Source organism: Streptomyces sp. NPDC096132 (assembly GCF_044763345.1).
In the GTDB taxonomy this organism is placed as follows: Bacteria; Actinomycetota; Actinomycetes; order Streptomycetales; family Streptomycetaceae; genus Streptomyces.
Window position 1 is genome coordinate 239,244 of the sequence record NZ_JBIWGA010000005.1, and the last position, 23,348, is coordinate 262,591.

The following is a 23,348-nucleotide window of genomic DNA, read 5'->3' on the forward strand; positions in this document are numbered from 1 at the left end:
CGTGGTGCACGGTGGACACCAGATCCGAACCGGCCGAGCTGGAGGGGGACCTCAGCCATGTCCGTGTCCGTAGACCCGACGTTCGCGAAACCCGGTCCGCAGCAACCCGCGGAGGCGTTGCGGCCGCATGCCGAGCACGCCTTCGCCGACGAACTCACCGCACTCGCCGCACATGACGACCGCCCGCGCCCGGCCCGCTGGAGGCTGTCGCCGTGGGCCGTCGCGACCTACCTCCTCGGCGGCACGCTGCCCGACGGCACGGAGATCACCCCGAAGTACGTGGGCCCGCGCCGCATCGTCGAGGTGGCCGTCAGCACGCTCGCCACCGACCGCGCGCTGCTTCTGCTGGGTGTGCCCGGCACCGCCAAGACCTGGGTGTCCGAGCACCTGGCCGCGGCGGTCAGCGGCGACTCCACCCTGCTGGTGCAGGGCACGGCGGGCACCCCGGAGGAGGCGATCCGCTACGGCTGGAACTACGCGCAGCTGCTGGCGCACGGACCGAGCCCGGACGCCCTGGTGCCCAGCCCGGTCATGCGGGCCATGGCGGAGGGGATGACGGTCCGCGTCGAGGAATTGACTCGCGTCCCGGCCGACGTACAGGACACACTCATCACCATCCTGTCGGAGAAGACGCTGCCGATACCTGAACTGGGGCAGGAGGTTCAGGCGGTTCGCGGCTTCAACCTGATCGCCACTGCCAACGATCGGGACCGCGGGGTCAATGAACTGTCCAGCGCTCTGCGTCGCCGCTTCAACACGGTGGTGCTGCCGCTGCCGGCGAGTGTCGACGCCGAAGTCGACATCGTCGCGCGGCGTGTCGACCAGATCGGCCGCTCCCTCGAGCTGCCGGCCGTGCCCCACGGGGTCGACGAGATCCGCCGCGTGGTGACCGTCTTCCGTGAACTGCGCGACGGGATCACCACCGACGGCCGCATCAGGCTGAAGTCTCCCAGCGGCACGTTGTCCACCGCCGAAGCCATCTCCGTCGTCACCAGCGGCCTCGCTCTGGCCGCGCACTTCGGCGACGGCGTGCTGCGGCCCGGGGACATCGCCGCGGGAATCCTCGGTGCGGTCGTCCGCGATCCGGCCTCCGACCGGGTCGTCTGGCAGGAGTACCTGGAGACGGTGCTCCGCGAACGGGACGGCTGGACCGACTTCTACCGCGCCTGCAGGGAGGTGAGTGCGTGAACGGGAACGACCAGGACTCGAGGTGGCCGCGAAGGCTCCGACAGGGACTGAAGGGGGGTGAAGACGTGTACGTGTACGTGGACGACGACTCGCGTTGGCCGCGCGGCTGAGGACGGAAGAACGGTGAGGTGAACCGGGGGGTGCGATGACGGGGAATCAGAACGGCGGCCGACAGGCCGGTGACTTCGGGTGGCCGCTGCTGCTCGGGGTGCGGCACCACGGGCCGGGATCGGCGCGGGCGGTGCGGGCGGCGCTGGATGCCGCGCGGCCCCGGACCGTGCTGATCGAAGGGCCGCCCGAGGCCGACGCGCTGATTCCCCTGGCCGCCGGTCGGGAGATGCGGCCGCCGGTCGCGCTGCTGGCCCACGCCGTGGACGAGCCCGGACGCTCGGCGTTCTGGCCGATGGCCGAGTTCTCCCCGGAGTGGGTGGCGCTGCGCTGGGCCCTGGAGCACGGCGTTCCCGCCCGCTTCATCGACCTCCCGGCCGCCCACACCCTGGCCTGGGACAGCGGGACGGACATCGAGGAAAACCAAGAGGACCAAGGAGGTGCGCCGGGCGACGGCCTGCGGGTCGATCCGCTCGGCGCCCTCGCCGAGGCCGCCGGGTACGACGACGCCGAACGCTGGTGGGAGGACGTCGTCGAGCACCGGGGCGTCGCGGAGGGGGACCCGCTCGCGCCCTTCGCCGCCGTCGAGGAGGCCATGGCGGCGGTGCGGGAGACGTACGAGGGCGAGGTGCGCGACCGGGATCTCGTGCGGGAGGCCCATATGCGCCTCCAACTGCGGGTTGCTCAGCGGGAGTTCGGCGAAGACGCGGTGGCCGTGGTGTGCGGGGCCTGGCATGTGCCCGCGCTGCGGCGCAAGGCCGCCGTCGCCGACGACCGGGCGCTGCTGAAGGGCCTGGCCAAGGTCAGGGCCGACCTGACCTGGGTGCCGTGGACGTACCGCAGGCTGGCACGCGACGGGGGATACGGGGCGGGCATCGACTCGCCCGGCTGGTACGCGCATCTGTTCGGTGCGCCGGACCGGCCGGTCGAGCGGTGGCTGACCAAGGTCGCCGGGCTGCTCCGCGCGGAGGACCGGATCGTGTCCTCCGCGCATGTCATCGAGGCCGTCCGGCTCGCCGAGACACTTGCCGCGCTGCGCGGGCGGCCGCTGCCCGGCCTGAGCGAGACCACCGACGCGGCGCGGGCGGTGCTGTGCGAGGGGTCGGACGTGCCACTGGCGCTCGTGCGTGACCGGCTGGTGGTCGGGGACGTGCTGGGCGAGGTGCCGGCCGGCGCGCCGGCCGTGCCGTTGCAGCGCGATCTCGACCGGACGCAGCGCCGGCTCCGGCTCAAACCGGAGGCGGCGGAACGGGAGATGGAGCTCGACCTGCGCAAGAGGACCGACGCCGGACGCAGCAGGCTGCTGCACCGGCTGCGGCTGCTGGGCGTGGAGTGGGGCGAGCCGGTCGCCTCGCGCGGCAGCACGGGGACCTTCCGGGAGACCTGGCGGCTGCGCTGGGAACCGGAACTGGCCGTGCGGGTTGCCGAGGCCGGGGTGTGGGGGACGACCGTACGCGCCGCGGCGACCGCGAAGACGGAGACGGACGCCGTGGCCGCGCGGAGCCTCGCCGAGGTGACCGCGCTCGCCGAGCGCTGCCTGCTGGCCGGCCTCCCGGACGCGCTGCCCACGGTGATGCGGGTCCTCGCCGACCGGGCGGCCCTCGACACGGACGTGGGCCACCTCGCCCAGGCGCTGCCCGCCCTGGTCCGCTCCCTGCGCTACGGCGATGTCCGCGGCACCGACACCGGCGCGCTGGCCGACGTCGCGGCGGGCCTCGCCGAACGCGTCTTCGTCGGCCTGCCCCCGGCCTGCACCGGCCTGGACGCGGACGCGGCGGACGAGATGCGGCGCCATGTGGACGCGGTGCACGGGGCGGTGGGGCTGCTGGAGGAGACGGCGGCACTGCGGGGGGCCGCCGACCGGGTCAGGGCCGATGACCCATCTGATGGGGCTGGGGGCGATGCGGGACGGGATCTCGTCCGGGGCTTCGGTGACCGGGATCTGCGCGGGCGCTGGCGGGGTGTGCTGCGGGGGCTGTCCGGGCGGGAGCGGGTGGCGGGGGTCGTCCGGGGGCGGGCGGTGCGGCTGCTGCTGGACGACGGGGAGGTGGAGCAGGAGGAGGCGGCGCGGCTCATGGGGCTCGCGCTCTCGCCGGGGACACCGCCTGGGGACGCGGCCGCGTGGATCGAGGGCTTCGTCGGCGGCGGTTCCGGGGGCGGGCTGCTGCTCGTGCACGACGAGCAGTTGCTCGGGCTGGTCGACGCATGGCTCACGGGGGTGCCGGCGGAGGCGTTCACCGATGTCCTGCCGCTGCTGCGGCGGACGTTCTCGGCGTACGAGCCGGCGGTGCGCAGAACACTCGGCGAGTTGGTTCGGCGGGGGCCGGGGGAGCGGGTGGGCGCGGCGCGGCCGGGGGCGGGAGTGCCAGGGTTCGCGCCCGACCTCGACACGGGCCGGGCGGACGCCGTACTGCCGGTGGTGCGGCTGCTGCTGGGGCTGGACGGGGACCATGCCGACGCGCGTGACAAGGGCGCCTGTGAAACCGAGGGTGCCGACGACAGTGAGGACAACGACCTTGCGGGGGTGGGTGGATGACGGCCGATGCGCACGACCCGGCGCGGGAGCGGCTCCGGCGGTGGCGGCTGGTGCTCGGTGGGGACGCGGCGGACGGTACCGGTCATGCGCTCTCCGGGCGGGACGCCGCGATGGACGGGGCGCTCACCGCGCTCTACGGGAAGGGGGACAGACCGGCGACGGGACGGGACCGTTCGGCGGGGCTCGCAGCGTCGGCGCCGTCCGTGGCACGGTGGCTCGGGGACATCCGGACGTACTTCCCCACCTCCGTCGTCCAGGTGATGCAGCGTGACGCCATCGACCGGCTCGGTCTGTCCGCGCTGCTGCTGGAGCCGGAGATGCTCGAGGCGGTCGAGGCCGACGTGCATCTCGTCGGCACGCTGCTCTCCCTCGGCAAGGCGATGCCGGAGACGGTGAAGGAGACGGCACGGGCCGTGGTGCGCAAGGTGGTCGAGGACCTGGAGAAGCGGCTCGCCACCCGCACCCGGGCCACGCTCACCGGCGCCCTCGACCGCAGCGCGCGCGTCCACCGGCCCCGCCACCACGACATCGACTGGAACCGCACCATCGCCGCCAACCTCAAGCACTACCTGCCCGAGTACGGGACGGTCGTGCCGGAGCGGCTGGTCGGGTACGGGCGGGCGGGCCGGTCCGTGAAGAAGGAGGTCGTCCTCTGCGTCGACCAGTCGGGGTCGATGGCGGCATCCGTCGTCTACGCGTCCGTCTTCGGAGCGGTGCTCGCCTCCATGCGGGCGGTCGACACCCGGCTCGTCGTCTTCGACACCGCGGTCGTCGATCTCACCGACCACCTGGACGACCCCGTCGACGTCCTCTTCGGCACCCGGCTGGGCGGGGGCACGGACATCAACCGGGCGCTGGCGTACTGCCAGTCGCAGATCACGCGGCCCACCGAGACGGTCGTCGTGCTCATCAGCGACCTGTACGAGGGCGGCATACGCGACGAGATGCTGAAGCGGGTCGCGGCGATGAAGGCGTCGGGAGTGCGGTTCGTGACGCTGCTCGCGCTCTCGGACGAGGGGGCGCCGGCCTACGACCGTGAACACGCGGCCGCGCTCGCCGCGCTGGGCACACCGGCGTTCGCCTGCACACCGGAGCTGTTCCCGGAGGTGATGGCGGCGGCGATCGAGAGACGCCCGCTTCCCGTGCCGGACACCGTGTGACGTCTGTGCGGGGCACCCCTGCCTCGACAAAAGGGACATGGATGACATGACTACCCATCGGTAACAGGGGGGTTGCGCTACCTCGGGACTCGCGTGCAAGGATCGGCGGCACGTTTCGTCGCACGGGAGGATCCTCCCTTCTTGACCTCTCCCATCGTTCCGCCCGGTGCCGCTCTGCGTGTTGTGCGCGAGGCGGCCGGGCGGCGTGCGCTGCAACTGGCGCTGCTGGTGGGTGGGTTGCTCGCGCTCGGGTTCCTCTGCGGAGGGCAGGCGCAGGCGGCGGAAGGCACCCCGGCGCTTCCGGAGGCCGTGACGGCCCAGGTCGCGCCGGTGACAGAGGAGTTGGAGCAGGTGTCGGCGCAGGTGTCGCCGGTTTCGTCGGTCGTCCAGGACCTGGGTGGGCTGACGGACCGGACGGGTCTCCCCGACCTGACGGATCTGCCGGACGTCTCCGATCTGCCGGACGTCTCCGATCTGCCCTCGCTCCCCGTGCAGACCCTTCCGGTGCAGATTCCGGTGCCCGTCGACCAGACGCCCCGGCCGGCCTCCCCGGTGACCTCGTCGCCGGGCGGCCACGGGCACGGTTCCCCGGCCGGGAAGGCGGACGACGCGTCCACGGCGACGGCTCCGCTCACGGCGTCGTACGGGCCTGTCGTCCCGCTCGTCGGTGATGAGGCCGGCGTGCGCACGGCAGCGCATGACTCGGAGCGCGCCCGTGACGGTCACGCCCCCGCGCACCGGGCGCCGGGCGGTGAGCCCAGCGGTCTGCTGGGCGGTACGTCCGTCCTCGCCGGCGGCGCGTCGCGGCACGGCGACGCGCAGGCCGTGACGGCGTATCACCGGGTGCCGCTGCTGCTGGCACCCGGCGGTGTCGTGCGGTCGGAAGCGGCCGAGACCCGGGACAGGTACCGGGACATTCCGGTCTTCCCCGGCTAGGACGGGGCAGCCCTTCCCCCGCTGCGGACCTGGCGCGCGGGGGCGGAACAGGTCTGCCCACCCGCCCGGAGTCCCCCTGCTCCGGCGCCGGAACGTCCCAAGCCTTCCGAAGTCTCGGAACCCCCAAAGGATCTGACGCACGCATGAACAAGAACATCCGCCGTTCCCTCGTCGTAGCCGCCGGTGTCACCGGCGCGTGGGCGCTCGGTTCCGCCGCGGCCAGCGCCGACGAACTGCCCGCCTCCTCCGTGTCCACGCCGGACACCGACGCCACCGGCACCCTCACCGACACTCTCACCGGCACCGTCACCGACACGGTGGACGGTGTCGTCACCGGTGTGCGGGACACCGCCACCGGCGTCACCGGGAACGTGACCTCGAAGGTCACGGACACCACGGCCGCCGCCACCGACACCGCCGGCGACAGCACCGACATCGACCCCCACACCGAGTCCAAGGCCGCGGCGAAGGTGAAGGGCGGTGCCGCCAAGGTCATCCAGGGCGCCAAGGCCGCTCGCGCCGAGAAGGCGGCGCGGGCCGCGACGAAGTCCGTCGGCGAGGCCGAGTCCACCGTGGTGACCGGTGCCGCCGCCCAGAAGCAGACGCCGGCCCTTCCGGACCTCCCGGAGGACGACCGGAGCGCCGTCGACTACCTGTTCGGCCCCCTCTCCGCCTTCGCCCCCGAGCTGGAGCAGGCCCTCGCCGCCGCCCAGACGAAGCTCCAGAGCGTCCAGTCGGCCGCCCGCGTCCAGACGCAGGGCGTCGACGGCGTCGTACGGACCAAGGCGCGCCGGACGGTCGCGGGGGCGGGCCGTACCGCCGCCGGGGCGACCGGTGCCGCGGGGGCCGCGGTCACCGGCGCCGAGGGCCGCGCGGCCGGCGCGGTCGCCACCGCCGGGGGCGAGGCCACCGGTGTCACGTCCGCCGCCGAGGCCTCCGTCTCCGCCGTTCCCGGCCATGTCACGGGCACGGTCGGCGGGGTGCGGCAGCAGGTCCTCGGCACGGTCGCGAGCGTGCCCGGGACGGTCACCCCGGTCGTCGAGCGGACGGCGGACGCGGTCGTTCCGCCCGTCGTCACGGCCGCCGTGGACGGTGTGCTGCCGGTGGCCGGCCAGGCGGTCGGGGACGCCGTTCCGCTCGCCGGGCAGACAGTGACCGGTGCGGTCCCCCTTGCCGGGCAGGCCGTGACCGGAGTGGTCCCCGTCGTCGGGCGGACCGTGACCGGCGTGGCCCCCGTGGCCGGGCACACGGTGGGCGGGATCACGCCCGCCGTCGGCGACGCCGTGTGGGGCGTGACGTCGGCGGCGCGTGGTGCCGTCGGTGATGTGGAGGCGGTGGCCGGTGGGGCCGTGGCGGAGGTGCACGCGGTCGCCGGCGGCGCCCTGTCCGGCGTACACCCGGTCGTCGGGGGCCTCGTCGGGGGCGTTCCCGCGTTTGCCACCGGTGTCGTCTCCTCCGTACCCGCGTACGCGACGGGTGTGGCCGGCCAGGTCGTCCCGTACGCCACCGGTCTCACGGGCCAGGTCGCCGCGGACGCGGCGGAGGCCGTGCTGCCGCCCGTGGTGAACACCGCCGTGCACGGGGTGGTGCCCGTCGCCGGGCAGGCCGTGGTGGACGCGGGCGCGCTGGCGTACGGCGTGGTCGGCGACGTACGGCCGTTCGCCGGCGGGGTCGTCGAGGACGTACCGCCGCTCGCGCACGGGGTGGCCGGGCAGGCGGGCGGTCTGGCGTACGGCGTCGGCCGGCAGGTTCCGCCGTTCGCGGACGGAGTCGCCGGGGCCGTACAGCCCGTCGTGGACACCGTCGCCGGGACCGTGGCGGCGACCGTCCGGCCGGTCGCCGGGAGCGCGACGGTGCTGGCGTACGGCGTCGAGGGCGAGGTCGCTCCCTTCGCGGGCGGTGTCGCCGGTGAGGCCGGTTCCTTCGCCGACGGGGTCACCGGGCGGACCGCGCCCTTCGCGTGGGACCTGGCCGGGACCGTCGAGGCCGAGGGCGGTCCGCTGGCCGGTCACGCCGTGACCGGCGTCCGGGGCGTCGCCGACTCCCAGGCCGGCCCGTACAGCGTCTGACCGCGAAAAGACCGAAAGACCGAAAGCCCGAAAAGATCGGGAAGATCGGGAAGATCGGGAAGATCGGGAAGATCGGGAAGATCGACAAGTGGTCCATCGGCGATTCCCAAGTGGTCCACAAGTGATCTCGAGATGACCGCAACCGCTCCGGTCGCAGGCAATGTCTGCGCGGGAGGGGGTGCGACCGAACGACTTCATGAGGCGACAGGCCCCGGACGGCCGAAAACCATCGGTTTGTCCGGCCGAAACCTCATGGATGAGGCCGAGGGGTCCCCATTGGGGTGGGGATCGCCCGGCCAGAGCCCCTAAGGGGCTGTTCAAGGGGCCTCACCGGGTCGACCCCAACCCGGTGAGGCCCTGCACATGCGACACTCCGTGCCAGTGAGTGCGACATCATGTGACAGGTATCACCGCTCAGGTGTGACCCGCGATTTAGAGGCCTCCCGCAAGCAGAGATAACCTGCGAGACGGACATGCCGCGCGCTCGGACACCGTGTGCGCTTCCCCTGTGACCCAAGCGGACGTCACGTTGCCCTTCGCGGCACGCCCACGCATCCAACGAACCGCGAGATCACTGATAGGGACGGAAGCGCGTGGACCTGTTCGAGTATCAGGCGAGGGACCTCTTCGCCAAGCACGATGTACCGGTGCTGGCCGGTGAAGTCATCGACACGCCTGAGGCGGCGCGCGAGATCACCGAGCGTCTGGGCGGCAAGTCCGTCGTCAAGGCTCAGGTGAAGGTCGGTGGCCGCGGCAAGGCCGGTGGCGTCAAGCTGGCCGCGACCCCGGACGAGGCCGTCGCCCGCGCGACGGACATCCTCGGCATGGACATCAAGGGCCACACGGTCCACAAGGTGATGATCGCCGAGACCGCTCCGGAGATCGTCGAGGAGTACTACGTCTCCTTCCTCCTCGACCGTGCCAACCGCACCTTCCTCTCCATCGCGTCCGTCGAGGGCGGCATGGAGATCGAGGAGGTGGCGGCCACCCGTCCGGAGGCCGTCGCCAAGACGCCGATCGACGCCAACGAGGGTGTCACCGAGGAGAAGGCCCGCGAGATCGTCGCCGCGGCCAACTTCCCCGCCGAGGTCGCCGACAAGGTCGTGAACGTCCTCGTCACCCTGTGGAAGACCTTCGTCGAGGAGGACGCCCTCCTCGTCGAGGTGAACCCGCTCGCGAAGGTCGCCTCCGGTGACGTCATCGCCCTCGACGGCAAGGTGACCCTGGACGAGAACGCCGAGTTCCGTCACCCCGACTTCGAGGAACTCCACGACAAGGACTCGGCCAACCCGCTCGAGGCCGCGGCCAAGGAGAAGAACCTCAACTACGTCAAGCTCGACGGCGAGGTCGGCATCATCGGCAACGGCGCGGGTCTCGTCATGAGCACCCTGGACGTCGTCGCGTACGCCGGTGAGAACCACGGTGGCGTGAAGCCCGCCAACTTCCTCGACATCGGCGGTGGCGCCTCCGCCGCCGTGATGGCGAACGGCCTGGAGATCATCCTCGGCGACCCGGACGTCAAGTCCGTCTTCGTCAACGTCTTCGGCGGCATCACCGCGTGCGACGAGGTCGCCAACGGCATCGTCCAGGCGCTGAAGCTTCTGGAGGACCGCGGCGAGGACGTCACCAAGCCGCTGGTCGTGCGTCTGGACGGCAACAACGCCGAGCTGGGTCGTCAGATCCTCTCCGACGCCAACCACCCGCTCGTGCAGCGCGTGGACACCATGGACGGCGCGGCCGACAAGGCCGCCGAGCTCGCGGCTGCGCGCTGACATTCGCGCGTCTTCGACACGACAAAGGTAAGAGGGACTCAGACAGCCATGGCTATCTTCCTCAACAAGGACTCCAAGGTCATCGTCCAGGGCATGACCGGTGCCACGGGCATGAAGCACACCAAGCTCATGCTGGCCGACGGCACGAACATCGTCGGTGGCGTGAACCCCCGCAAGGCCGGCACGTCCGTCGACATCGACGGCAACGAGATCCCGGTCTTCGGCACGGTCGCCGAGGCGATCGAGAAGACGGGCGCGAACGTGTCCGTCCTCTTCGTGCCGCCGGCCTTCGCCAAGGCCGCCGTCGTCGAGGCGATCGACGCCGAGATCCCGCTCGCGGTCGTCATCACCGAGGGCATCGCCGTCCACGACTCGGCCGCGTTCTACGCGTACGCCGTCGCCAAGGGCAACAAGACCCGGATCATCGGCCCGAACTGCCCCGGTCTCATCACCCCGGGCCAGTCGAACGCCGGCATCATCCCGGGCGACATCACCAAGCCGGGCCGCATCGGCCTGGTCTCGAAGTCCGGCACGCTGACGTACCAGATGATGTACGAGCTGCGTGACATCGGCTTCTCGTCCGCCGTCGGAATCGGTGGCGACCCGGTCATCGGCACCACCCACATCGACGCGCTGGCCGCGTTCGAGGCCGACCCCGACACCGACCTGATCGTGATGATCGGTGAGATCGGCGGCGACGCGGAGGAGCGGGCCGCGGCCTTCATCAAGGACAACGTGAAGAAGCCGGTCGTCGGCTACGTCGCGGGCTTCACCGCGCCCGAGGGCAAGACCATGGGCCACGCCGGCGCCATCGTCTCCGGGTCCTCCGGTACGGCCGCCGCGAAGAAGGAGGCCCTCGAGGCCGCCGGCGTCAAGGTGGGCAAGACGCCTACCGAGACGGCGAAGCTGGCTCGGGAGATCCTGGCCGGCTGAGTGGGTTTCAGCTGAACGTCGGTGGGCCCGTTCCCCGGGGTGGGGGCGGGCCCACCGGCGTTTCTCAAGGTGCCGTTCACCGGGTCTCCGGCAGCAACCTCTCCGGGCCGTTGGCCGAGGCCGACCTCAGTTTTTTACGGAGGGCCGTTTGTTTGTTCGAGAGGGCGCCTGGGGCCGGCTTCGGGGGGATTCCCTGGACCGTTTCGCCCCGGGGGACCGGGGGGTCGTACTGGGTGGGGGCCGTGCGGAGGGTCAGGGCTGTCGCGCCGATGAGCGCCACCGTGAACGCGATCGCCGCCCGGGTCCAGCAGCGGGCGCGGCGCTCGCTGCCCGCCCGCACGGTCGTGGGCCGGGCCGCGCGCAGGCGTTCCGCGGAGGCCAGCTCGGCGAGGCGCTGGTGCAGGACGGAGGGGTCGGCCAACCGGGGCAGGGACGCGGCGACGGCCTCGCGCGCGTGCAGGAGACGGCTCGCGGTCGCCGGTGTGCTCGCCTCCGTCTCCGCCGCCGTCTCCGGCAGGTCGAGGCCCACACCGTCGTAGAGGACGAGCGTGCGGCGGTACGACGGCGGAAGCGTGAGGAGTACGGCGAGCAGGGCGCGGTCGGCGGCGTCGGCGGGCGGTGGTTCGGGGTGCCGGAAGCGGGGGCGGAACCGGTGCCAGGGGGAGAGCGCGTACTCGTACGCGGCCGCCCGCACCCAGGTCGCCGGGTCGCGGTCCACGGCCACCTCGGGCCAGTGCTGCCAGGCGAGTTGGAAGGCTTGTTCGACCGACTCGCGGGCGAGTTCCCGGCGGCCGCAGAGGAGATAGGCCTGTCGTACGAGGGCCGGGGCGCAGAACGTGTAGAGGGCGTCGAAGGCCTGAGCAGGCGTCAGGCGGGCGGCGGGGCGGTGGGGTTCGGCGTTCCGGTGTCCGGGGCTTCGGTGTCCGGGGTTCCGCGGAGCGAGGGTGCTGTCGCCGGGCTGGGGCGGCGGCGTCGGGTTCTTCACGCGTACGCCTCCCGCTGGCGGTGGCACCGGGAGCAGCTTCGTGCGAAAAAGAACATAACCGTATATTGAGTGACACGGCGATGGTTCGCCTGTTACGCCGGGAAAGCGCGTGTCGTTGGGACCATGGCGGGCGTGACCCGGATGCCTGCTCGTCGACCGTTCCCGTCCTCGCTGTCCTCCCTGCCCTCGCTGTCGTCCCGTTTGCGGGACCGTTCGCCCGGACTGGTCGCCGCCGCGCTGGGCGGGGCGTTGGCCGCCGGGCTGGGGCTCGGGGCGTTCGCCGCGCTGGTGATGATGCTGTGGATCAGTTCGCCGTATCCCGACAGTGGGCCGAGCGGGGCGTTGCATGTCGCCGCCGCGCTGTGGCTGTTGGCGCACGGGGCGGAACTGGTGCGCACCGAGACGTTGTCCGGGGTGCCCGCGCCGGTCGGGGTCACGCCGTTGCTGCTGCTCGTGCTGCCGGTGTGGCTGGTGCACCGGGCGGCGCGGGATGCGGTGGACGACGGGGGTGGGGAGGAGGCGCGGGAAGGAGTGGGGGAGGCGGTCGGGGTGCTGGGTGGTGCGGCGGGGAGTGTGCTGGTGGGGGCGCGTACGGCGTGGGTCGGTGTGGTGGGCGGGTATCTCGCCGTGGCGGTGGGGGTGGCCTCGTATGCGGCGGGGGGTGTGCTGCGGCCTTCATGGTTCTGGACGGTGGTGTGTGTGCCGGCGGTGGCCGTGGTGGCGGCGGGGACGGGGGTGTGGTCGGCGTACGGGCGTCCTCGGGAGCCGTTCGAGCGGGTGTTGCCGGGGTGGGTGGGGAGGGTCGTGTTCGGTGGGGGGCGGGAGCGGTTGACCGGGCTGGATGCGACCAGTGGGGTCAAGGGTGTGGGTGGTCCTGGTGGTGGGGAGTCGCGGGAGGAGAGGGCGGGGGTGAGGTTGCGGGCCGCGGGGGCCGGGGCTGCCGTGCTCGTCGGGGGTGGGGGGTTGTTGGTGGCCGTCTCGTCGGTGTGGCACGTGGGGGCGGCTCGGGGGGCGTTTCTGCAGTTGACGGAGGGGTGGTCGGGGCGGTTCGCGGTGTTGTTGCTGTGTGTGGCGCTGGTGCCCAACGCGGCGGTGTGGGGGGCGGCGTACGCCCTGGGGCCCGGGTATGTGCTGGGGGTGGGGCATGTGGTGACGCCGTTGGGGGCCGATCCGGCGCCGTTGTTGCCGCCGTTCCCGCTGCTGGCGGCGGTGCCGGAGGCGGGGGTGGGGACCGTGTGGAACTGGGCGGCCGGGGTGGTGCCGATGGCGGCGGGGGTGGTGGTGGGGGTGTTCGTGGGAGGTGCGGGGGCCGGTTCCAGTGGTGGGGTGGCGGAGGCGCCCGTGGATGCGTGGTCGCGATGGCGGACCGTGGGGGGAGTGGTGGGGGCGGGTGTGGGGTGCGGTGGGCTGGTGGGGGTGCTTGCGGCGTTGGCGGGTGGGCCGTTGGGGGTGGGGGTGATGGCTCGGTTCGGGCCGGTGTGGTGGCAGGTGGGGGGTGCGGTGGTGGTGTGGGTGGTGGCGGTGGGGGTGCCGGTGGGGTTGTGGGTGCGGAGATGGAGGGGGCGGGGGGTGCGGGAGTTTTCCTGGACGGGGGTGGGGGTGGAGGTTTCCTTGGATGCGGAGGAGCGCGAGGAGGGCGGGGGTGAGCTGTACGACTTCGCTGCTGTGGAGGATGCGGGGGTGGGGGAGGAGGGGGAGTCGGCGGAGCCCGGGTGGCATGGGGACGGGGCTCGGGAGTTCAGGTGGGCGGCGTTGCGGGAGGCCGCGGGGGAGGAGGGGGCGGCGCAGTGACCGTCGGTTTTCCTCGCCCCGCCGCCCGGGGAGTGGGGATTGAGCGCCACCAGCAGGGTGTCGGCCGGCGGGCTCAGGCGAGGGCGGTGACCAGCAGGGCGAAGGCGGCGACGATGACGGCGACGCGGACGTAGTGGAAGCGGTCCCAGCGGTTCATCTGCTCCTTCCAGTCCTCGGGCCGGTTCTCGGGGGTCCATGTCTTGCCCCGGTTGTTGATCGGGACGAGCAGCAGGAGCGACATGACCACGCTGAGGAGCAGCAGCGCGCCGGCGGTGACGGTGAGGCCGGCGCCGTCGTGGTGCCGTCCGGCGATGGCCCAGACCGCGACGAGGACGAGCGAGCCGATGTACCAGAACGGCATGACGGCGCCGAGCATCCGGCCCCCGTGTGCGCGGCCGAGTTGGCCGCTGTCCTCGGGCAGGGCGTTGAAGATCGGGTTGATGACGAAGGCGACGGAGAACTCCACCCCCACCATCAGGCCGACGATCACGGTGGTGACGATCTCAAGTGCGGTGAGCATGATGACCCTCCTGGATCTAGCGTTGCTAGATGATGAGGCAACGCTAGTACTGCTGCCGCTCGATTGTCTAGCGGTGCTAGGATCGGGTCATGTCGGTACAGGAACGCAAGGAGCGCGAACGGGCGGGCCGTGAGCGCCTCATCGTGGCGACGGCCCGCGAACTCGCCGAGCAGCAGGGCTGGGACGCGGTCACCACCCGCCGGCTCGCCGAGCGCATCGAATACAGCCAGCCCGTCCTCTACAGCCACTTCCGCGGCAAGCGCGAGATCATCGGCGCCGTCGCCCTCGAGGGCGCCACCGAGATGGCCGCGGCGCTGCGGGCCGCGGCCTCCGCCGCGGACGACACCCGCGCCCGGGTCACCGCCCTCGCCCGCGCCTACCTCGACTTCGCCGAACGCAACCCGGCGGTCTACGACGCCATGTTCCAGCTCGACGGCGGCCTGGCGTTCGCACACGAGGACACCCCGGAGCCACTGAAGGACGCCTTCGCCGCCCTGCTGGAGACGCTCGCCGAGGTCGCCGGGGACGGCGTCCACCCGGGACTGTTCACCGAGTTGTTCTGGGCGGCCCTGCACGGGCTGGCCACCCTGACCCGGGCGCGACGGCTGCCGCCGCAGGACACCGAGCGGAGGGTGGAACTGCTGGTGGACCGGCTCGCCGTGGTCTGACACACCGCCCCGGCGGGCACGCGGCCGGGGTCCTCGGGCCCCGCTGCCCGCCCGCGGCATCGCGGGGACCGCGTGGCGGGTCTCAGGTGTTGGCGCCCAGGATTCCCTTCAGTTCCTTCGGGAGGAGGTCGCTGCAGGACTGTTCGGCCTCGGTGGTGAGGGCGTCCTTGGTGCAGGTGTAGTAGTCGCGGTAGACGAGCTGGGCGGTGAAGGTCACGGCGACGAGGGCGAGGGCCAGGGACGCCGTGACCAGGCCGCTGATCGCGGCGGTCGTCTGGGGGCGGCCGGGGGGCTCGGTGGGGGCCGGGGCGTCGGGGTCGGGCGTGCGGGGCTTGGCGCGCAGGGCGCTGATGCCCCAGTTGAGGGCGAGGGCGCCCAGGAGCAGTGCCACGTACGGCCAGCCGAAGAGGGCGAAGAAGAAGGCCCACATGCCGGAGAGCAGCGCGTAGCGGGCGCGGCGCTGGGCCGGGTCCGTGGGGTCCCAGCGCGGGCCGGGGGTGGGGCCGGGGCCCTCGGGGCCGCCGCTGCGGGGGCGCTCGCCGAAGCCGCCGCCGGGGGAGCGGCCGGGCTGCTGGTCGCTCCACTGATTGCCCCAGGGAGTGCGGCCCTCGGCCGGCGCGTCACCCTCGCCGTTCGCCGGGCGCCGGGGCTGCCACGGGCGGTCGGGGGTGCCCTCGGGGGGCGGGGCGAAGGGGTTGTCGTCCTTGTCCGACGGCTTGTCCGAGGAGTTCGGCTCTGCGTCGGGGGGTGACGTCGGGCGCTCGCGGCGCAGCAGGGTGCCGCGCACCTCTCCCGCCACGGGCTGCGGGGGGAGCGTGTGGAGTCGCAGACTGCGGTCCGGCATCAAGTGAGCGTCTTCCCCTAGGTGGTACGACTGTCCGATGTGAGCTCTCGCAGGGGGAACGCGTCGCACTGCCACCGCGTTCCCGACCCCGCTCCTCGCAGACGCTACCTTCCGGCCACGCCCCCGTCCCATGGGGGCCGCCTGGTGTGCCGGTATCGTTGCTGACGGTCGGCTGCTTCGTAGGCTTCCCCGTATTCGGGGGCGCGATGCATTCGTACGAACGTACAAAAGCATCCTCGCCGGCCGTGCTCCGCTGCTTCCCCGAGAAAGGGCCCCCACCGTGGCCGCCAAGCCGACCGTGGCCAAGCGTCTCGTCGTGCTCGTCTCCGGATCCGGTACGAACCTCCAGGCGCTCCTCGACGAGATCGCCGCCACCGGCGTCGAGGCCTACGGCGCGCGGATCGTCGCCGTCGGGGCCGACCGGGACGGTATCGAGGGGCTCGCCCGTGCCGAGCGGGCCGGGATTCCCACCTTCGTGCGGAAGGTCAAGGACTTCGGCAGCCGTCAGGAGTGGGACGCCGCCCTCGCCGAGGCCGTCGCCGACCACGAGCCCGACCTCGTCGTCTCCGCCGGATTCATGAAGATCGTGGGCAAGGAGTTCCTCGCCCGCTTCGGGGGGCGGTTCGTCAACACCCATCCCGCGCTGCTGCCCAGTTTCCCCGGCGCCCACGGTGTGCGTGACGCGCTCGCCTACGGGGCCCGGGTCACCGGTTGCACCGTCCACTTCGTCGACGACGGTGTCGACACCGGTCCGATCATCGCCCAGGGCGTGGTCGAGGTCCGGGACGAGGACGACGAGAGCGCTCTGCACGAGCGCATCAAGGAAGTCGAGCGAAGGCTGCTCGTCGAGGTCGTGGGGCGCCTCGCCCGCAACGGCTATCGCATTGAGGGACGAAAGGTAGTTATCCAGTGACCGCCGAGAGCAACGCCAAGCGGGCCATCCGCCGTGCGCTTGTCAGCGTCTATGACAAGACCGGGCTCGAGGAGCTCGCCCGCGGGCTGCACGAGGCCGGCGTCGAGCTGGTGTCGACCGGCTCCACCGCCTCCCGCATCGCCGCCGCCGGCGTCCCCGTCACCAAGGTCGAGGAGCTCACCGGCTTCCCCGAGTGCCTCGACGGCCGCGTCAAGACCCTGCACCCCAAGGTGCACGCCGGCATTCTCGCCGACCTGCGTCTCGAGGACCACCGGCGGCAGCTCACCGAGCTGGGTGTCGAGCCCTTCGACCTCGTCGTCGTCAACCTCTACCCCTTCCGGGAGACCGTCGCCTCCGGCGCCTCCGCCGACGAGTGCGTCGAGCAGATCGACATCGGCGGGCCGTCCATGGTGCGCGCCGCCGCCAAGAACCACCCGTCCGTGGCCGTCGTCACCAGCCCCGCCCGGTACGGCGACGTCCTCGCCGCCCTGAAGGACGGCGGATTCGACCTCGCCGCCCGCAAGCGGCTCGCCGCCGAGGCCTTCCAGCACACCGCCGCCTACGACGTCGCGGTCGCCTCCTGGTTCGCCTCCTCCTACGCGCCCGTCGACGACTCGCAGTTCCCCGACTTCCTCGGCGCCACCTGGGAGCGGCAGAACACCCTCCGCTACGGCGAGAACCCGCACCAGCCCGCCGCCCTCTACGCCGACGGCAGCGGCGCCGGTCTCGCGCAGGCCGAGCAGCTGCACGGCAAGGAGATGTCGTACAACAACTACACGGACACGGACGCCGCCCACCGTGCCGCGTACGACCACGACGAGCCGGCCGTCGCGATCATCAAGCACGCCAACCCCTGCGGTATCGCGGTGGGTGCCGATGTCGCGGAGGCCCACCGCAAGGCGCACGCCTGTGACCCGCTGTCCGCCTTCGGCGGTGTCATCGCCGTGAACCGGCCCGTCAGCAAGGAGATGGCCGAGCAGGTCGCCGAGATCTTCACCGAGGTCATCGTCGCGCCCGACTACGAGGAGGGGGCCCTGGAGGCCCTCACCAAGAAGAAGAACATCCGGGTGCTGAAGGCGCCGCAGGGGCCGTCCAGCCCCGTCGAGCTCAAGCCCATCGGCGGCGGCGCGCTGCTCCAGGTCACCGACCGGCTCCAGGCCGACGGCGACGACCCGGCCAACTGGACCCTCGCGACCGGCGAGGCGCTCGGCGCCGAGGAGCTGGCCGAGCTCGCCTTCGCCTGGAAGGCCTGCCGGGCCGTGAAGTCCAACGCCATCCTGCTCGCCAAGGACGGCGCCTCCGTCGGCGTCGGCATGGGGCAGGTCAACCGGGTCGACTCGGCGAAGCTGGCCGTCGAGCGGGCCGGTGAGGAGCGGGCACGCGGCTCCTACGCCGCCTCCGACGCGTTCTTCCCCTTCCCCGACGGGCTCGAGGTCCTCGTGGCGGCGGGTGTGAAGGCCGTCGTCCAGCCCGGCGGTTCGGTCCGGGACGAGCTGGTCGTCGAGGCCGCGCAGAAGGCGGGCGTCACCATGTACTTCACCGGGACGCGGCACTTCTTCCACTGACGCACTGACGCGGTGACAGCACCAGGGCCGTGTCCCTCCCTCGATGGGGCGGGACACGGCCCTTCGTCGTGTGCCGTCAGAGGTGCGCGCCCCCGTGGCGCGGGCGCCGGAACCACTCGGCGCTCGCGCGCTTCGCGGCGAAGACGATCACCAGGATGGCGACCACCAGGATCACCAGACCGAGCCCGTAGGCCGCCAGGGTGAAAATGCCGGTGACGATCGCGAACGAGCCGTAGACGATCGAGCACACGCGGACGGCGTTGCCGCCCTTGGCGTACTGGAGCAGCAGCACCAGGCCGAGGATCGCGAACACCACGGCCAGGCTCATGAAGAAGACCACGACGCCCTTGCCGAGGTCCGCGAACCTCTCCGCCTCGGCGTCACCGGTGATGCCCGCCTCGGCCATGGTCTCGTCCCACTTGGACAGCTGCCAGGCGTACAGGCCCGCCACGCCCAGGTGGGCCAGGGCGAGCACGCCCACCAGGATCTGCGCGGCGCGGGTGATCCCGGGGATGGCGGCCGGGCCCGCCGGGCCGCCGGGGTAGCCGCCCGGGTACTGCGGGTACGGCTGCTGCTGGTAGGGCGGCGCCGGCGGGACGCCGTAGCCGGGGCCGGGCTGCTGCGGGTAGCTGTAACCGGAAGAGGCCGGGGGCTGCTGGGGCGGCGGACCGTAGGGGTTGTTCGGGTCGCCGAAACTCATGGGTCACTTCCTCCGTTGGCGGATCCAGTGCGGGGGACGACGGGCGGCCCACCGCGGAGGAAGATCACAGATGCGGTGCGTCCCCCCGGTACTGCCCGCGGCACTGTGGCAGCAATCGTTCTGCAATGGCCGGTTTCTTGTCCAGCCGCATTCGGCTCCCGGATTGGAACCGTGAGCCCGTCATCCGGGAGGATGGGGTCATGACCGCCCAGATTCTCGATGGCAAGGCCACCGCAGCCGAGATCAAGTCCGAGCTGACCGCCCGCGTGGCGGCGCTGAAGGAGAAGGGTGTGACGCCCGGCCTCGGCACGATCCTCGTCGGGGACGATCCCGGCAGCCAGAAGTACGTCGCCGGCAAGCACCGCGACTGCGCCGAGGTCGGCATCGCCTCCATCCAGCGCGAACTGCCCGCCACGGCCACGCAGGAGGAGATCGAGGCGGTCGTACGCGAGCTGAACGACGACCCGGACTGCACCGGCTACATCGTCCAGCTGCCGCTGCCCAAGGGCATCGACGAGAACCGGATCCTGGAGCTGATGGATCCGTCCAAGGACGCCGACGGGCTGCACCCGATGAACCTCGGCCGGCTCGTCCTCAACGAGCCCGCCCCGCTGCCCTGCACCCCGAACGGCGTGCTCACCCTGCTCCGGCGCCACGGTGTCGAGATCAAGGGCGCCGAGGTCGTGGTCGTCGGCCGTGGTGTCACCATCGGCCGCCCGATGCCGCTGCTGCTGACCCGTCGCAGCGAGAACGCCACGGTGACCCAGTGCCACACCGGCACCCGTGATCTGTCCGCCCACCTCAAGCGCGCGGACATCGTGGTCGCGGCCGCCGGCTCCGCGCATCTGATCCGTGCGGAGGACATCAAGCCGGGCGCCGCCGTCCTGGACGTCGGTGTCTCGCGCAACGCCGAGGGGAAGATCGTGGGCGACGTCCACCCGGACGTCCGTGAGGTCGCCGCGTGGATCTCCCCGAACCCGGGCGGCGTCGGCCCGATGACCCGTGCCCAGCTGCTCGTCAACGTGGTCGAGGCGGCGGAGCGCAGTGCAGGCTGACCGGACCTCCGGCAAAGCCGAGGACATCGAGGGCATCAAGGGCATCAAGGGCGTCGAGGACATCGAGGACATCGAGGTGCGCGACCCCGTCAGCGCGCCGGACGCCGACGGCGTGGCGCGCCGTCACACCCGCCGCTTCCCGCTGTTCACCAAGGACACGGCGCGTCCCGAGGGCGCCGGAAGGGCCGCGGCCGGCGACACCCTGGCCGCGCGCCAGTGGCCGATCATCGTGGTGTCGGCGCTGGTCGCGGTCGGTCTGCTCGTGACCGCGCTCGACCAGTTCCGGGCCGGCACGATCGTGATCGGCGTCGCGCTGCTGGCCGGTGCGGTGCTGCGCTGGCTGCTGCCCGGCGTCGGCATGCTCGCCGTGCGCTCCCGCTTCACGGACATAGCGACGTACGGGGTGCTGGGTGCGGTGATCGTGCTGCTGGCGCTCATGGCTCAGCCGGATCCGTGGCTGCAGATTCCGTTTCTGAAGGACACCCTGCACTTCACCGTCAGTACGTGAGGAAGGGCGCTGCCCAACTCGCGGCCGACAGGAACCCGAACGTCCGGCGGCCCGTCCTCTCCCCCGAGAAGGACGGGCCGCCGTGCGGGTTCCACGCTGCCAAACAGTGAACTGGCTGTTCAACAGGTCTCCGTGCGCTGTGGCACGGAAGTGACCGTTCCGCTGCCGACGGTATGCCTCGGGAACCGTCCGCCCGCCGGACGTCGTCCCCCCATCGGATCGACGAGGAGGTGGGCGGGATGGGCGCCTGGCAGCCGCTGCCGGACGGGCTGCCGCCGGAGGTGCGGCTTTTCGTGGAACGGCTGAGGCAGCTCAAGGACGGAACGGGCCTCAGCCTGGCCGCGCTCGGCGCGCGCACCGCGTACAGCAAGTCCTCTTGGCAGCGCTACCTCAACGCCGTACAGCCGCCGCCCCGGCAGGCCGTCGCCGCACTGTGCCGGGTCGCGGGGCTGACCGGCGCGGACGCCGAACGGCACGTGGTGCGCTGGGAACTGGCCGTGGAGGCCTGGCCGCGCCCGCCCGCGGCGCAGCCTGGTGAAGGGTACGAGGACGACCCCACCGTTCCCTGGTGGGAACGCCTGGACGAGCCCGCGCCGGACCGCCCCGCCGGACGGCTCCTCCTGTACGCGGTCCTGCTGCTGCTCGCCCTGCTGCTCACCGCCCTCGGGGGAGCCGTGGCCTTCGGCTGACGGGCTCCTTCCGTGTGCCCGTCGTGTCGATACGTTGACAGTTCGGGTTTGTGTCCCGAATCGTCTGGACATCGGGGCTAACGTGGCCAAAGGGGGACTTGGCGGAGGGAGGGGGGCTCCATGCCTCGTTGGCGGGACCTGCCGGACGAACTCGACCCACAAGTACGGGAGTTCGCCGAGCAGCTGCGCAGGGTGGTGGACCGCGCGGGGCTGAGCCTCGGGGCGGTCGCGGACCGTACGGGGTACAGCAGGACGTCCTGGGAGCGGTATCTGAACGGCCGGCTGCTCGCCCCCAAGGGTGCGATCATCGCGCTCGCCGAGGTCACCGGCACCCCGCCCGTCCATCTGACCACGATGTGGGAGCTGGCCGAACGTGCCTGGAGCCGTTCGGAACTGCGGCACGAGCCGACCGTGGAGGCCGCGCGGATCGCCCGGGCGCGGGCGGCGCTGGGGGAGTTCGGGCCGCCGGAGGGCGGACAGCGGTCCGGGGAGCGCGGCGCGGCCGTGCCGGGCGTCGCGGGTCCGGCGGGCGGGTCCCCGACGCCGCCGCCGGACTCCTCGGAGGACCCGGGGAGGGCGGCCGGTGCGCAGCGCACGGCGCTGTTCCTCGCGGGGGTGGTCGGGGTGGTGATCGTCGTCGTGGGCGCGTTCCTGCTGACCGACGGCGGGGGCGGGCGGCAGACCGTGGGCGCGTCCGGCTCGCCCACGCCGTCGGCCGCCACGAGTACCGTCCTGCCCTCCGGGGTGCTGTGCGCGGGCTCCGGCTGCACCGGCAAGGACGCGGAACAGATGGGGTGCAGCGGCGACCTGGTGACCACGGCGAAGAGCGCGACGGTCGGCCCGGCCTTGGTCGAGGTCCGCTACAGCCGGACGTGCGGCGCGGCCTGGGGCAGGATCACGCAGGCCGTGCCGGGGGACGTGGTACGGGTGACCGTGGGCTCGCGCCGGCAGACCGGGACCATCACCACCTCCGCCGAGACGATCGCGTACACCCCGATGATCGCGGTGCGCGACGCGGACCAGGCGAGGGCCTGCGCGGTGCTGGCCTCGGGGGAGAAGGGGTGCACCCGCTGAGGGGTGCCTCCGCCAGCTGAAAAAAAGCGGTGCGCGCAGGAATACCCGCCTCCGCCCTGGGCACGCGAACCGTACCCCCACGGGAGTCCGGCACGACCCGGTACCCCCACCCGGCGGCCGCCCGGTTCCACCTCTCCCGAACCGGCGGCCGCCTTTTTCGTGGCTCTCGCACCAGAGTTGTCCACTCTGTGGGCCGGGCCACACGGCCCCGGCGGTCCGGGATCCCGGATGCGCGATAGCCTGACCGCTGGATGGATCTCTTGATGCCAAGAGATCGATCATTTGTACGTCCCACCCGGGGCAGGGACGCCCCACCGACAGCTGTCATACGGAGAACGCCATGACCCGCACTCCCGTGAACGTCACCGTCACCGGCGCGGCCGGCCAGATCGGTTACGCCCTGCTCTTCCGCATCGCCTCCGGCCAGCTGCTCGGCGCGGACGTGCCGGTCCGCCTGCGCCTCCTGGAGATCACCCCGGCGCTGAAGGCCGCCGAGGGCACCGCCATGGAGCTCGACGACTGCGCCTTCCCGCTCCTCTCCGGCATCGACATCACCGACGACCCGAACGTGGCCTTCGACGGCGCCAACGTCGCCCTCCTCGTGGGCGCCCGCCCCCGCACCAAGGGCATGGAGCGCGGTGACCTGCTCTCCGCCAACGGCGGCATCTTCAAGCCGCAGGGCAAGGCCATCAACGACCACGCCGCGGACGACATCAAGGTCCTCGTCGTCGGCAACCCGGCCAACACCAACGCCCTGATCGCCCAGGCCGCCGCCCCGGACGTACCGGCCGAGCGGTTCACCGCGATGACCCGCCTCGACCACAACCGCGCGCTGACCCAGCTCGCGAAGAAGACGGGCTCCACGGTCGCCGACATCAAGCGCCTGACCATCTGGGGCAACCACTCCGCCGCCCAGTACCCGGACATCTTCCACGCCACGGTCGCCGGCAAGAACGCGGCCGAGGTCGTGAACGACGAGCAGTGGCTCGCCGACGACTTCATCCCGACCGTCGCCAAGCGCGGCGCGGCCATCATCGAGGCCCGTGGCGCGTCCTCGGCCGCCTCCGCCGCCAACGCCGCGATCGACCACGTCTACACCTGGGTCAACGGCACCGCGGACGGCGACTGGACCTCCATGGGCATCCCGTCGGACGGCTCCTACGGCGTCCCGGAGGGCCTGATCTCCTCCTTCCCGGTCACCACCAAGGACGGCCAGTACGAGATCGTCCAGGGCCTGGACATCAACGAGTTCTCCCGCGCCCGCATCGACGCGTCGGTGAAGGAGCTGGAGGAGGAGCGCGAGGCGGTCCGCGCCCTCGGCCTCATCTGAGCCA

20 protein-coding genes are annotated in these 23,348 nt (G+C 72.3%); 16 read left to right on the top strand and 4 right to left on the bottom strand.

What is annotated here, in order from left to right:
* Nucleotides 1-57: 57 nt before the first annotated feature.
* The 7 genes from ACIRF9_RS14235 (at nt 58) to sucD (ending at nt 10,702) form a co-directional block, all read left to right on the top strand.
* Nucleotides 58-1,188, top strand: a complete 1,131-nt coding sequence (locus tag ACIRF9_RS14235) for an AAA family ATPase (RefSeq protein WP_403820472.1) — start codon at nt 58-60, stop codon at nt 1,186-1,188.
* Between the two features lie 145 nt (nt 1,189-1,333).
* The gene (locus tag ACIRF9_RS14240) at nt 1,334-3,832 is read left to right on the top strand and encodes a DUF5682 family protein (protein WP_403820475.1); all 2,499 of its coding nucleotides are present in this window, start codon (nt 1,334-1,336) and stop codon (nt 3,830-3,832) included.
* A complete protein-coding gene (locus ACIRF9_RS14245) occupies nt 3,829-4,992 on the top strand; it encodes a vWA domain-containing protein (protein ID WP_403820478.1) in 1,164 nt (387 codons plus the stop codon). The genes ACIRF9_RS14240 and ACIRF9_RS14245 overlap by 4 nt, the downstream gene beginning before the upstream one ends.
* 141 nt (nt 4,993-5,133) lie before the next feature.
* Nucleotides 5,134-5,928, top strand: coding sequence for a hypothetical protein (locus tag ACIRF9_RS14250; RefSeq protein ID WP_403820481.1), 795 nt, complete (start codon nt 5,134-5,136; stop codon nt 5,926-5,928).
* A gap of 143 nt (nt 5,929-6,071) precedes the next feature.
* A complete protein-coding gene (locus ACIRF9_RS14255; RefSeq protein WP_403820484.1) occupies nt 6,072-7,997 on the top strand; it encodes a hypothetical protein in 1,926 nt (641 codons plus the stop codon).
* Between the two features lie 593 nt (nt 7,998-8,590).
* A complete protein-coding gene (gene sucC, locus ACIRF9_RS14260) occupies nt 8,591-9,769 on the top strand; it encodes an ADP-forming succinate--CoA ligase subunit beta (RefSeq protein ID WP_403820487.1) in 1,179 nt (392 codons plus the stop codon).
* A gap of 48 nt (nt 9,770-9,817) precedes the next feature.
* Nucleotides 9,818-10,702 (top strand): succinate--CoA ligase subunit alpha, encoded by an 885-nt coding sequence (gene sucD / locus ACIRF9_RS14265; RefSeq protein WP_403820490.1) that lies wholly within the window; start codon nt 9,818-9,820, stop codon nt 10,700-10,702.
* A gap of 76 nt (nt 10,703-10,778) precedes the next feature.
* Here the strand turns inward: sucD and ACIRF9_RS14270 are convergent, their stop codons facing one another.
* Nucleotides 10,779-11,687 carry an RNA polymerase sigma factor gene (locus ACIRF9_RS14270; protein WP_403820492.1) on the bottom strand — a complete coding sequence of 303 codons (909 nt, stop codon included), beginning with the start codon at nt 11,685-11,687 and terminating at the stop codon, nt 10,779-10,781.
* A 141-nt stretch (nt 11,688-11,828) separates the two neighbouring features.
* Here ACIRF9_RS14270 and ACIRF9_RS14275 point away from each other — a divergent pair, with 141 nt between their 5' ends.
* Nucleotides 11,829-13,478 (top strand): DUF6350 family protein, encoded by a 1,650-nt coding sequence (locus ACIRF9_RS14275; protein ID WP_403821205.1) that lies wholly within the window; start codon nt 11,829-11,831, stop codon nt 13,476-13,478.
* A 73-nt stretch (nt 13,479-13,551) separates the two neighbouring features.
* Here the strand turns inward: ACIRF9_RS14275 and ACIRF9_RS14280 are convergent, their stop codons facing one another.
* Nucleotides 13,552-13,998 carry an anthrone oxygenase family protein gene (locus ACIRF9_RS14280; protein ID WP_403820495.1) on the bottom strand — a complete coding sequence of 149 codons (447 nt, stop codon included), beginning with the start codon at nt 13,996-13,998 and terminating at the stop codon, nt 13,552-13,554.
* An 89-nt stretch (nt 13,999-14,087) separates the two neighbouring features.
* On the opposite strand from ACIRF9_RS14280, the gene ACIRF9_RS14285 reads away from it, so the two are divergent.
* Complete coding sequence (locus tag ACIRF9_RS14285) at nt 14,088-14,666, top strand: TetR/AcrR family transcriptional regulator (RefSeq protein ID WP_403820497.1); 579 nt, start codon at nt 14,088-14,090, stop codon at nt 14,664-14,666.
* Nucleotides 14,667-14,748: 82 nt separating this feature from the next.
* Here the strand turns inward: ACIRF9_RS14285 and ACIRF9_RS14290 are convergent, their stop codons facing one another.
* Nucleotides 14,749-15,510 carry a hypothetical protein gene (locus ACIRF9_RS14290; RefSeq protein WP_403820500.1) on the bottom strand — a complete coding sequence of 254 codons (762 nt, stop codon included), beginning with the start codon at nt 15,508-15,510 and terminating at the stop codon, nt 14,749-14,751.
* Nucleotides 15,511-15,790: 280 nt separating this feature from the next.
* On the opposite strand from ACIRF9_RS14290, the gene purN reads away from it, so the two are divergent.
* Both purN and purH read left to right on the top strand, forming a co-directional pair.
* Nucleotides 15,791-16,423 (top strand): phosphoribosylglycinamide formyltransferase, encoded by a 633-nt coding sequence (purN, locus tag ACIRF9_RS14295; protein ID WP_403820503.1) that lies wholly within the window; start codon nt 15,791-15,793, stop codon nt 16,421-16,423.
* Nucleotides 16,420-17,988 (top strand): bifunctional phosphoribosylaminoimidazolecarboxamide formyltransferase/IMP cyclohydrolase, encoded by a 1,569-nt coding sequence (purH, locus tag ACIRF9_RS14300; RefSeq protein WP_403820506.1) that lies wholly within the window; start codon nt 16,420-16,422, stop codon nt 17,986-17,988. The genes purN and purH overlap by 4 nt, the downstream gene beginning before the upstream one ends.
* A gap of 76 nt (nt 17,989-18,064) precedes the next feature.
* Here purH and ACIRF9_RS14305 read toward each other — a convergent pair whose 3' ends face one another.
* Nucleotides 18,065-18,688, bottom strand: a complete 624-nt coding sequence (locus ACIRF9_RS14305) for a hypothetical protein (protein ID WP_403820509.1) — start codon at nt 18,686-18,688, stop codon at nt 18,065-18,067.
* Nucleotides 18,689-18,888: 200 nt separating this feature from the next.
* Here ACIRF9_RS14305 and ACIRF9_RS14310 point away from each other — a divergent pair, with 200 nt between their 5' ends.
* From ACIRF9_RS14310 to ACIRF9_RS14330, 5 genes are all read left to right on the top strand, one after another.
* Complete coding sequence (locus ACIRF9_RS14310; RefSeq protein WP_403820512.1) at nt 18,889-19,743, top strand: bifunctional methylenetetrahydrofolate dehydrogenase/methenyltetrahydrofolate cyclohydrolase; 855 nt, start codon at nt 18,889-18,891, stop codon at nt 19,741-19,743.
* Between the two features lie 61 nt (nt 19,744-19,804).
* Nucleotides 19,805-20,251 carry a DUF3017 domain-containing protein gene (locus ACIRF9_RS14315; protein ID WP_403821208.1) on the top strand — a complete coding sequence of 149 codons (447 nt, stop codon included), beginning with the start codon at nt 19,805-19,807 and terminating at the stop codon, nt 20,249-20,251.
* Nucleotides 20,252-20,490: 239 nt separating this feature from the next.
* Complete coding sequence (locus tag ACIRF9_RS14320; RefSeq protein WP_403820515.1) at nt 20,491-20,940, top strand: helix-turn-helix domain-containing protein; 450 nt, start codon at nt 20,491-20,493, stop codon at nt 20,938-20,940.
* Nucleotides 20,941-21,060: 120 nt separating this feature from the next.
* A complete protein-coding gene (locus ACIRF9_RS14325) occupies nt 21,061-22,014 on the top strand; it encodes a helix-turn-helix domain-containing protein (protein WP_403820518.1) in 954 nt (317 codons plus the stop codon).
* Nucleotides 22,015-22,354: 340 nt separating this feature from the next.
* Nucleotides 22,355-23,344, top strand: a complete 990-nt coding sequence (locus tag ACIRF9_RS14330; protein WP_403820521.1) for a malate dehydrogenase — start codon at nt 22,355-22,357, stop codon at nt 23,342-23,344.
* The last annotated feature ends 4 nt before the right edge of the window (nt 23,345-23,348 follow it).

What these genes read in the sequence shown, in the direction of transcription:
- ACIRF9_RS14290 (WP_403820500.1), bottom strand. Translation starts at nt 15,510, where the DNA reads ATGCCGGACCGCAGTCTGCGACTCCACACGCTCCCCCCGCAGCCCGTG.
- ACIRF9_RS14305 (WP_403820509.1), bottom strand. Translation starts at nt 18,688, where the DNA reads ATGAGTTTCGGCGACCCGAACAACCCCTACGGTCCGCCGCCCCAGCAG.
- ACIRF9_RS14280 (WP_403820495.1), bottom strand. Translation starts at nt 13,998, where the DNA reads ATGCTCACCGCACTTGAGATCGTCACCACCGTGATCGTCGGCCTGATG.
- ACIRF9_RS14330 (WP_403820521.1), top strand. Translation starts at nt 22,355, where the DNA reads ATGACCCGCACTCCCGTGAACGTCACCGTCACCGGCGCGGCCGGCCAG.
- ACIRF9_RS14255 (WP_403820484.1), top strand. Translation starts at nt 6,072, where the DNA reads ATGAACAAGAACATCCGCCGTTCCCTCGTCGTAGCCGCCGGTGTCACC.
- ACIRF9_RS14285 (WP_403820497.1), top strand. Translation starts at nt 14,088, where the DNA reads ATGTCGGTACAGGAACGCAAGGAGCGCGAACGGGCGGGCCGTGAGCGC.
- ACIRF9_RS14240 (WP_403820475.1), top strand. Translation starts at nt 1,334, where the DNA reads ATGACGGGGAATCAGAACGGCGGCCGACAGGCCGGTGACTTCGGGTGG.
- ACIRF9_RS14275 (WP_403821205.1), top strand. Translation starts at nt 11,829, where the DNA reads ATGCCTGCTCGTCGACCGTTCCCGTCCTCGCTGTCCTCCCTGCCCTCG.
- ACIRF9_RS14235 (WP_403820472.1), top strand. Translation starts at nt 58, where the DNA reads ATGTCCGTGTCCGTAGACCCGACGTTCGCGAAACCCGGTCCGCAGCAA.
- ACIRF9_RS14245 (WP_403820478.1), top strand. Translation starts at nt 3,829, where the DNA reads ATGACGGCCGATGCGCACGACCCGGCGCGGGAGCGGCTCCGGCGGTGG.
- sucD (WP_403820490.1), top strand. Translation starts at nt 9,818, where the DNA reads ATGGCTATCTTCCTCAACAAGGACTCCAAGGTCATCGTCCAGGGCATG.
- ACIRF9_RS14320 (WP_403820515.1), top strand. Translation starts at nt 20,491, where the DNA reads ATGGGCGCCTGGCAGCCGCTGCCGGACGGGCTGCCGCCGGAGGTGCGG.
- ACIRF9_RS14325 (WP_403820518.1), top strand. Translation starts at nt 21,061, where the DNA reads ATGCCTCGTTGGCGGGACCTGCCGGACGAACTCGACCCACAAGTACGG.
- ACIRF9_RS14310 (WP_403820512.1), top strand. Translation starts at nt 18,889, where the DNA reads ATGACCGCCCAGATTCTCGATGGCAAGGCCACCGCAGCCGAGATCAAG.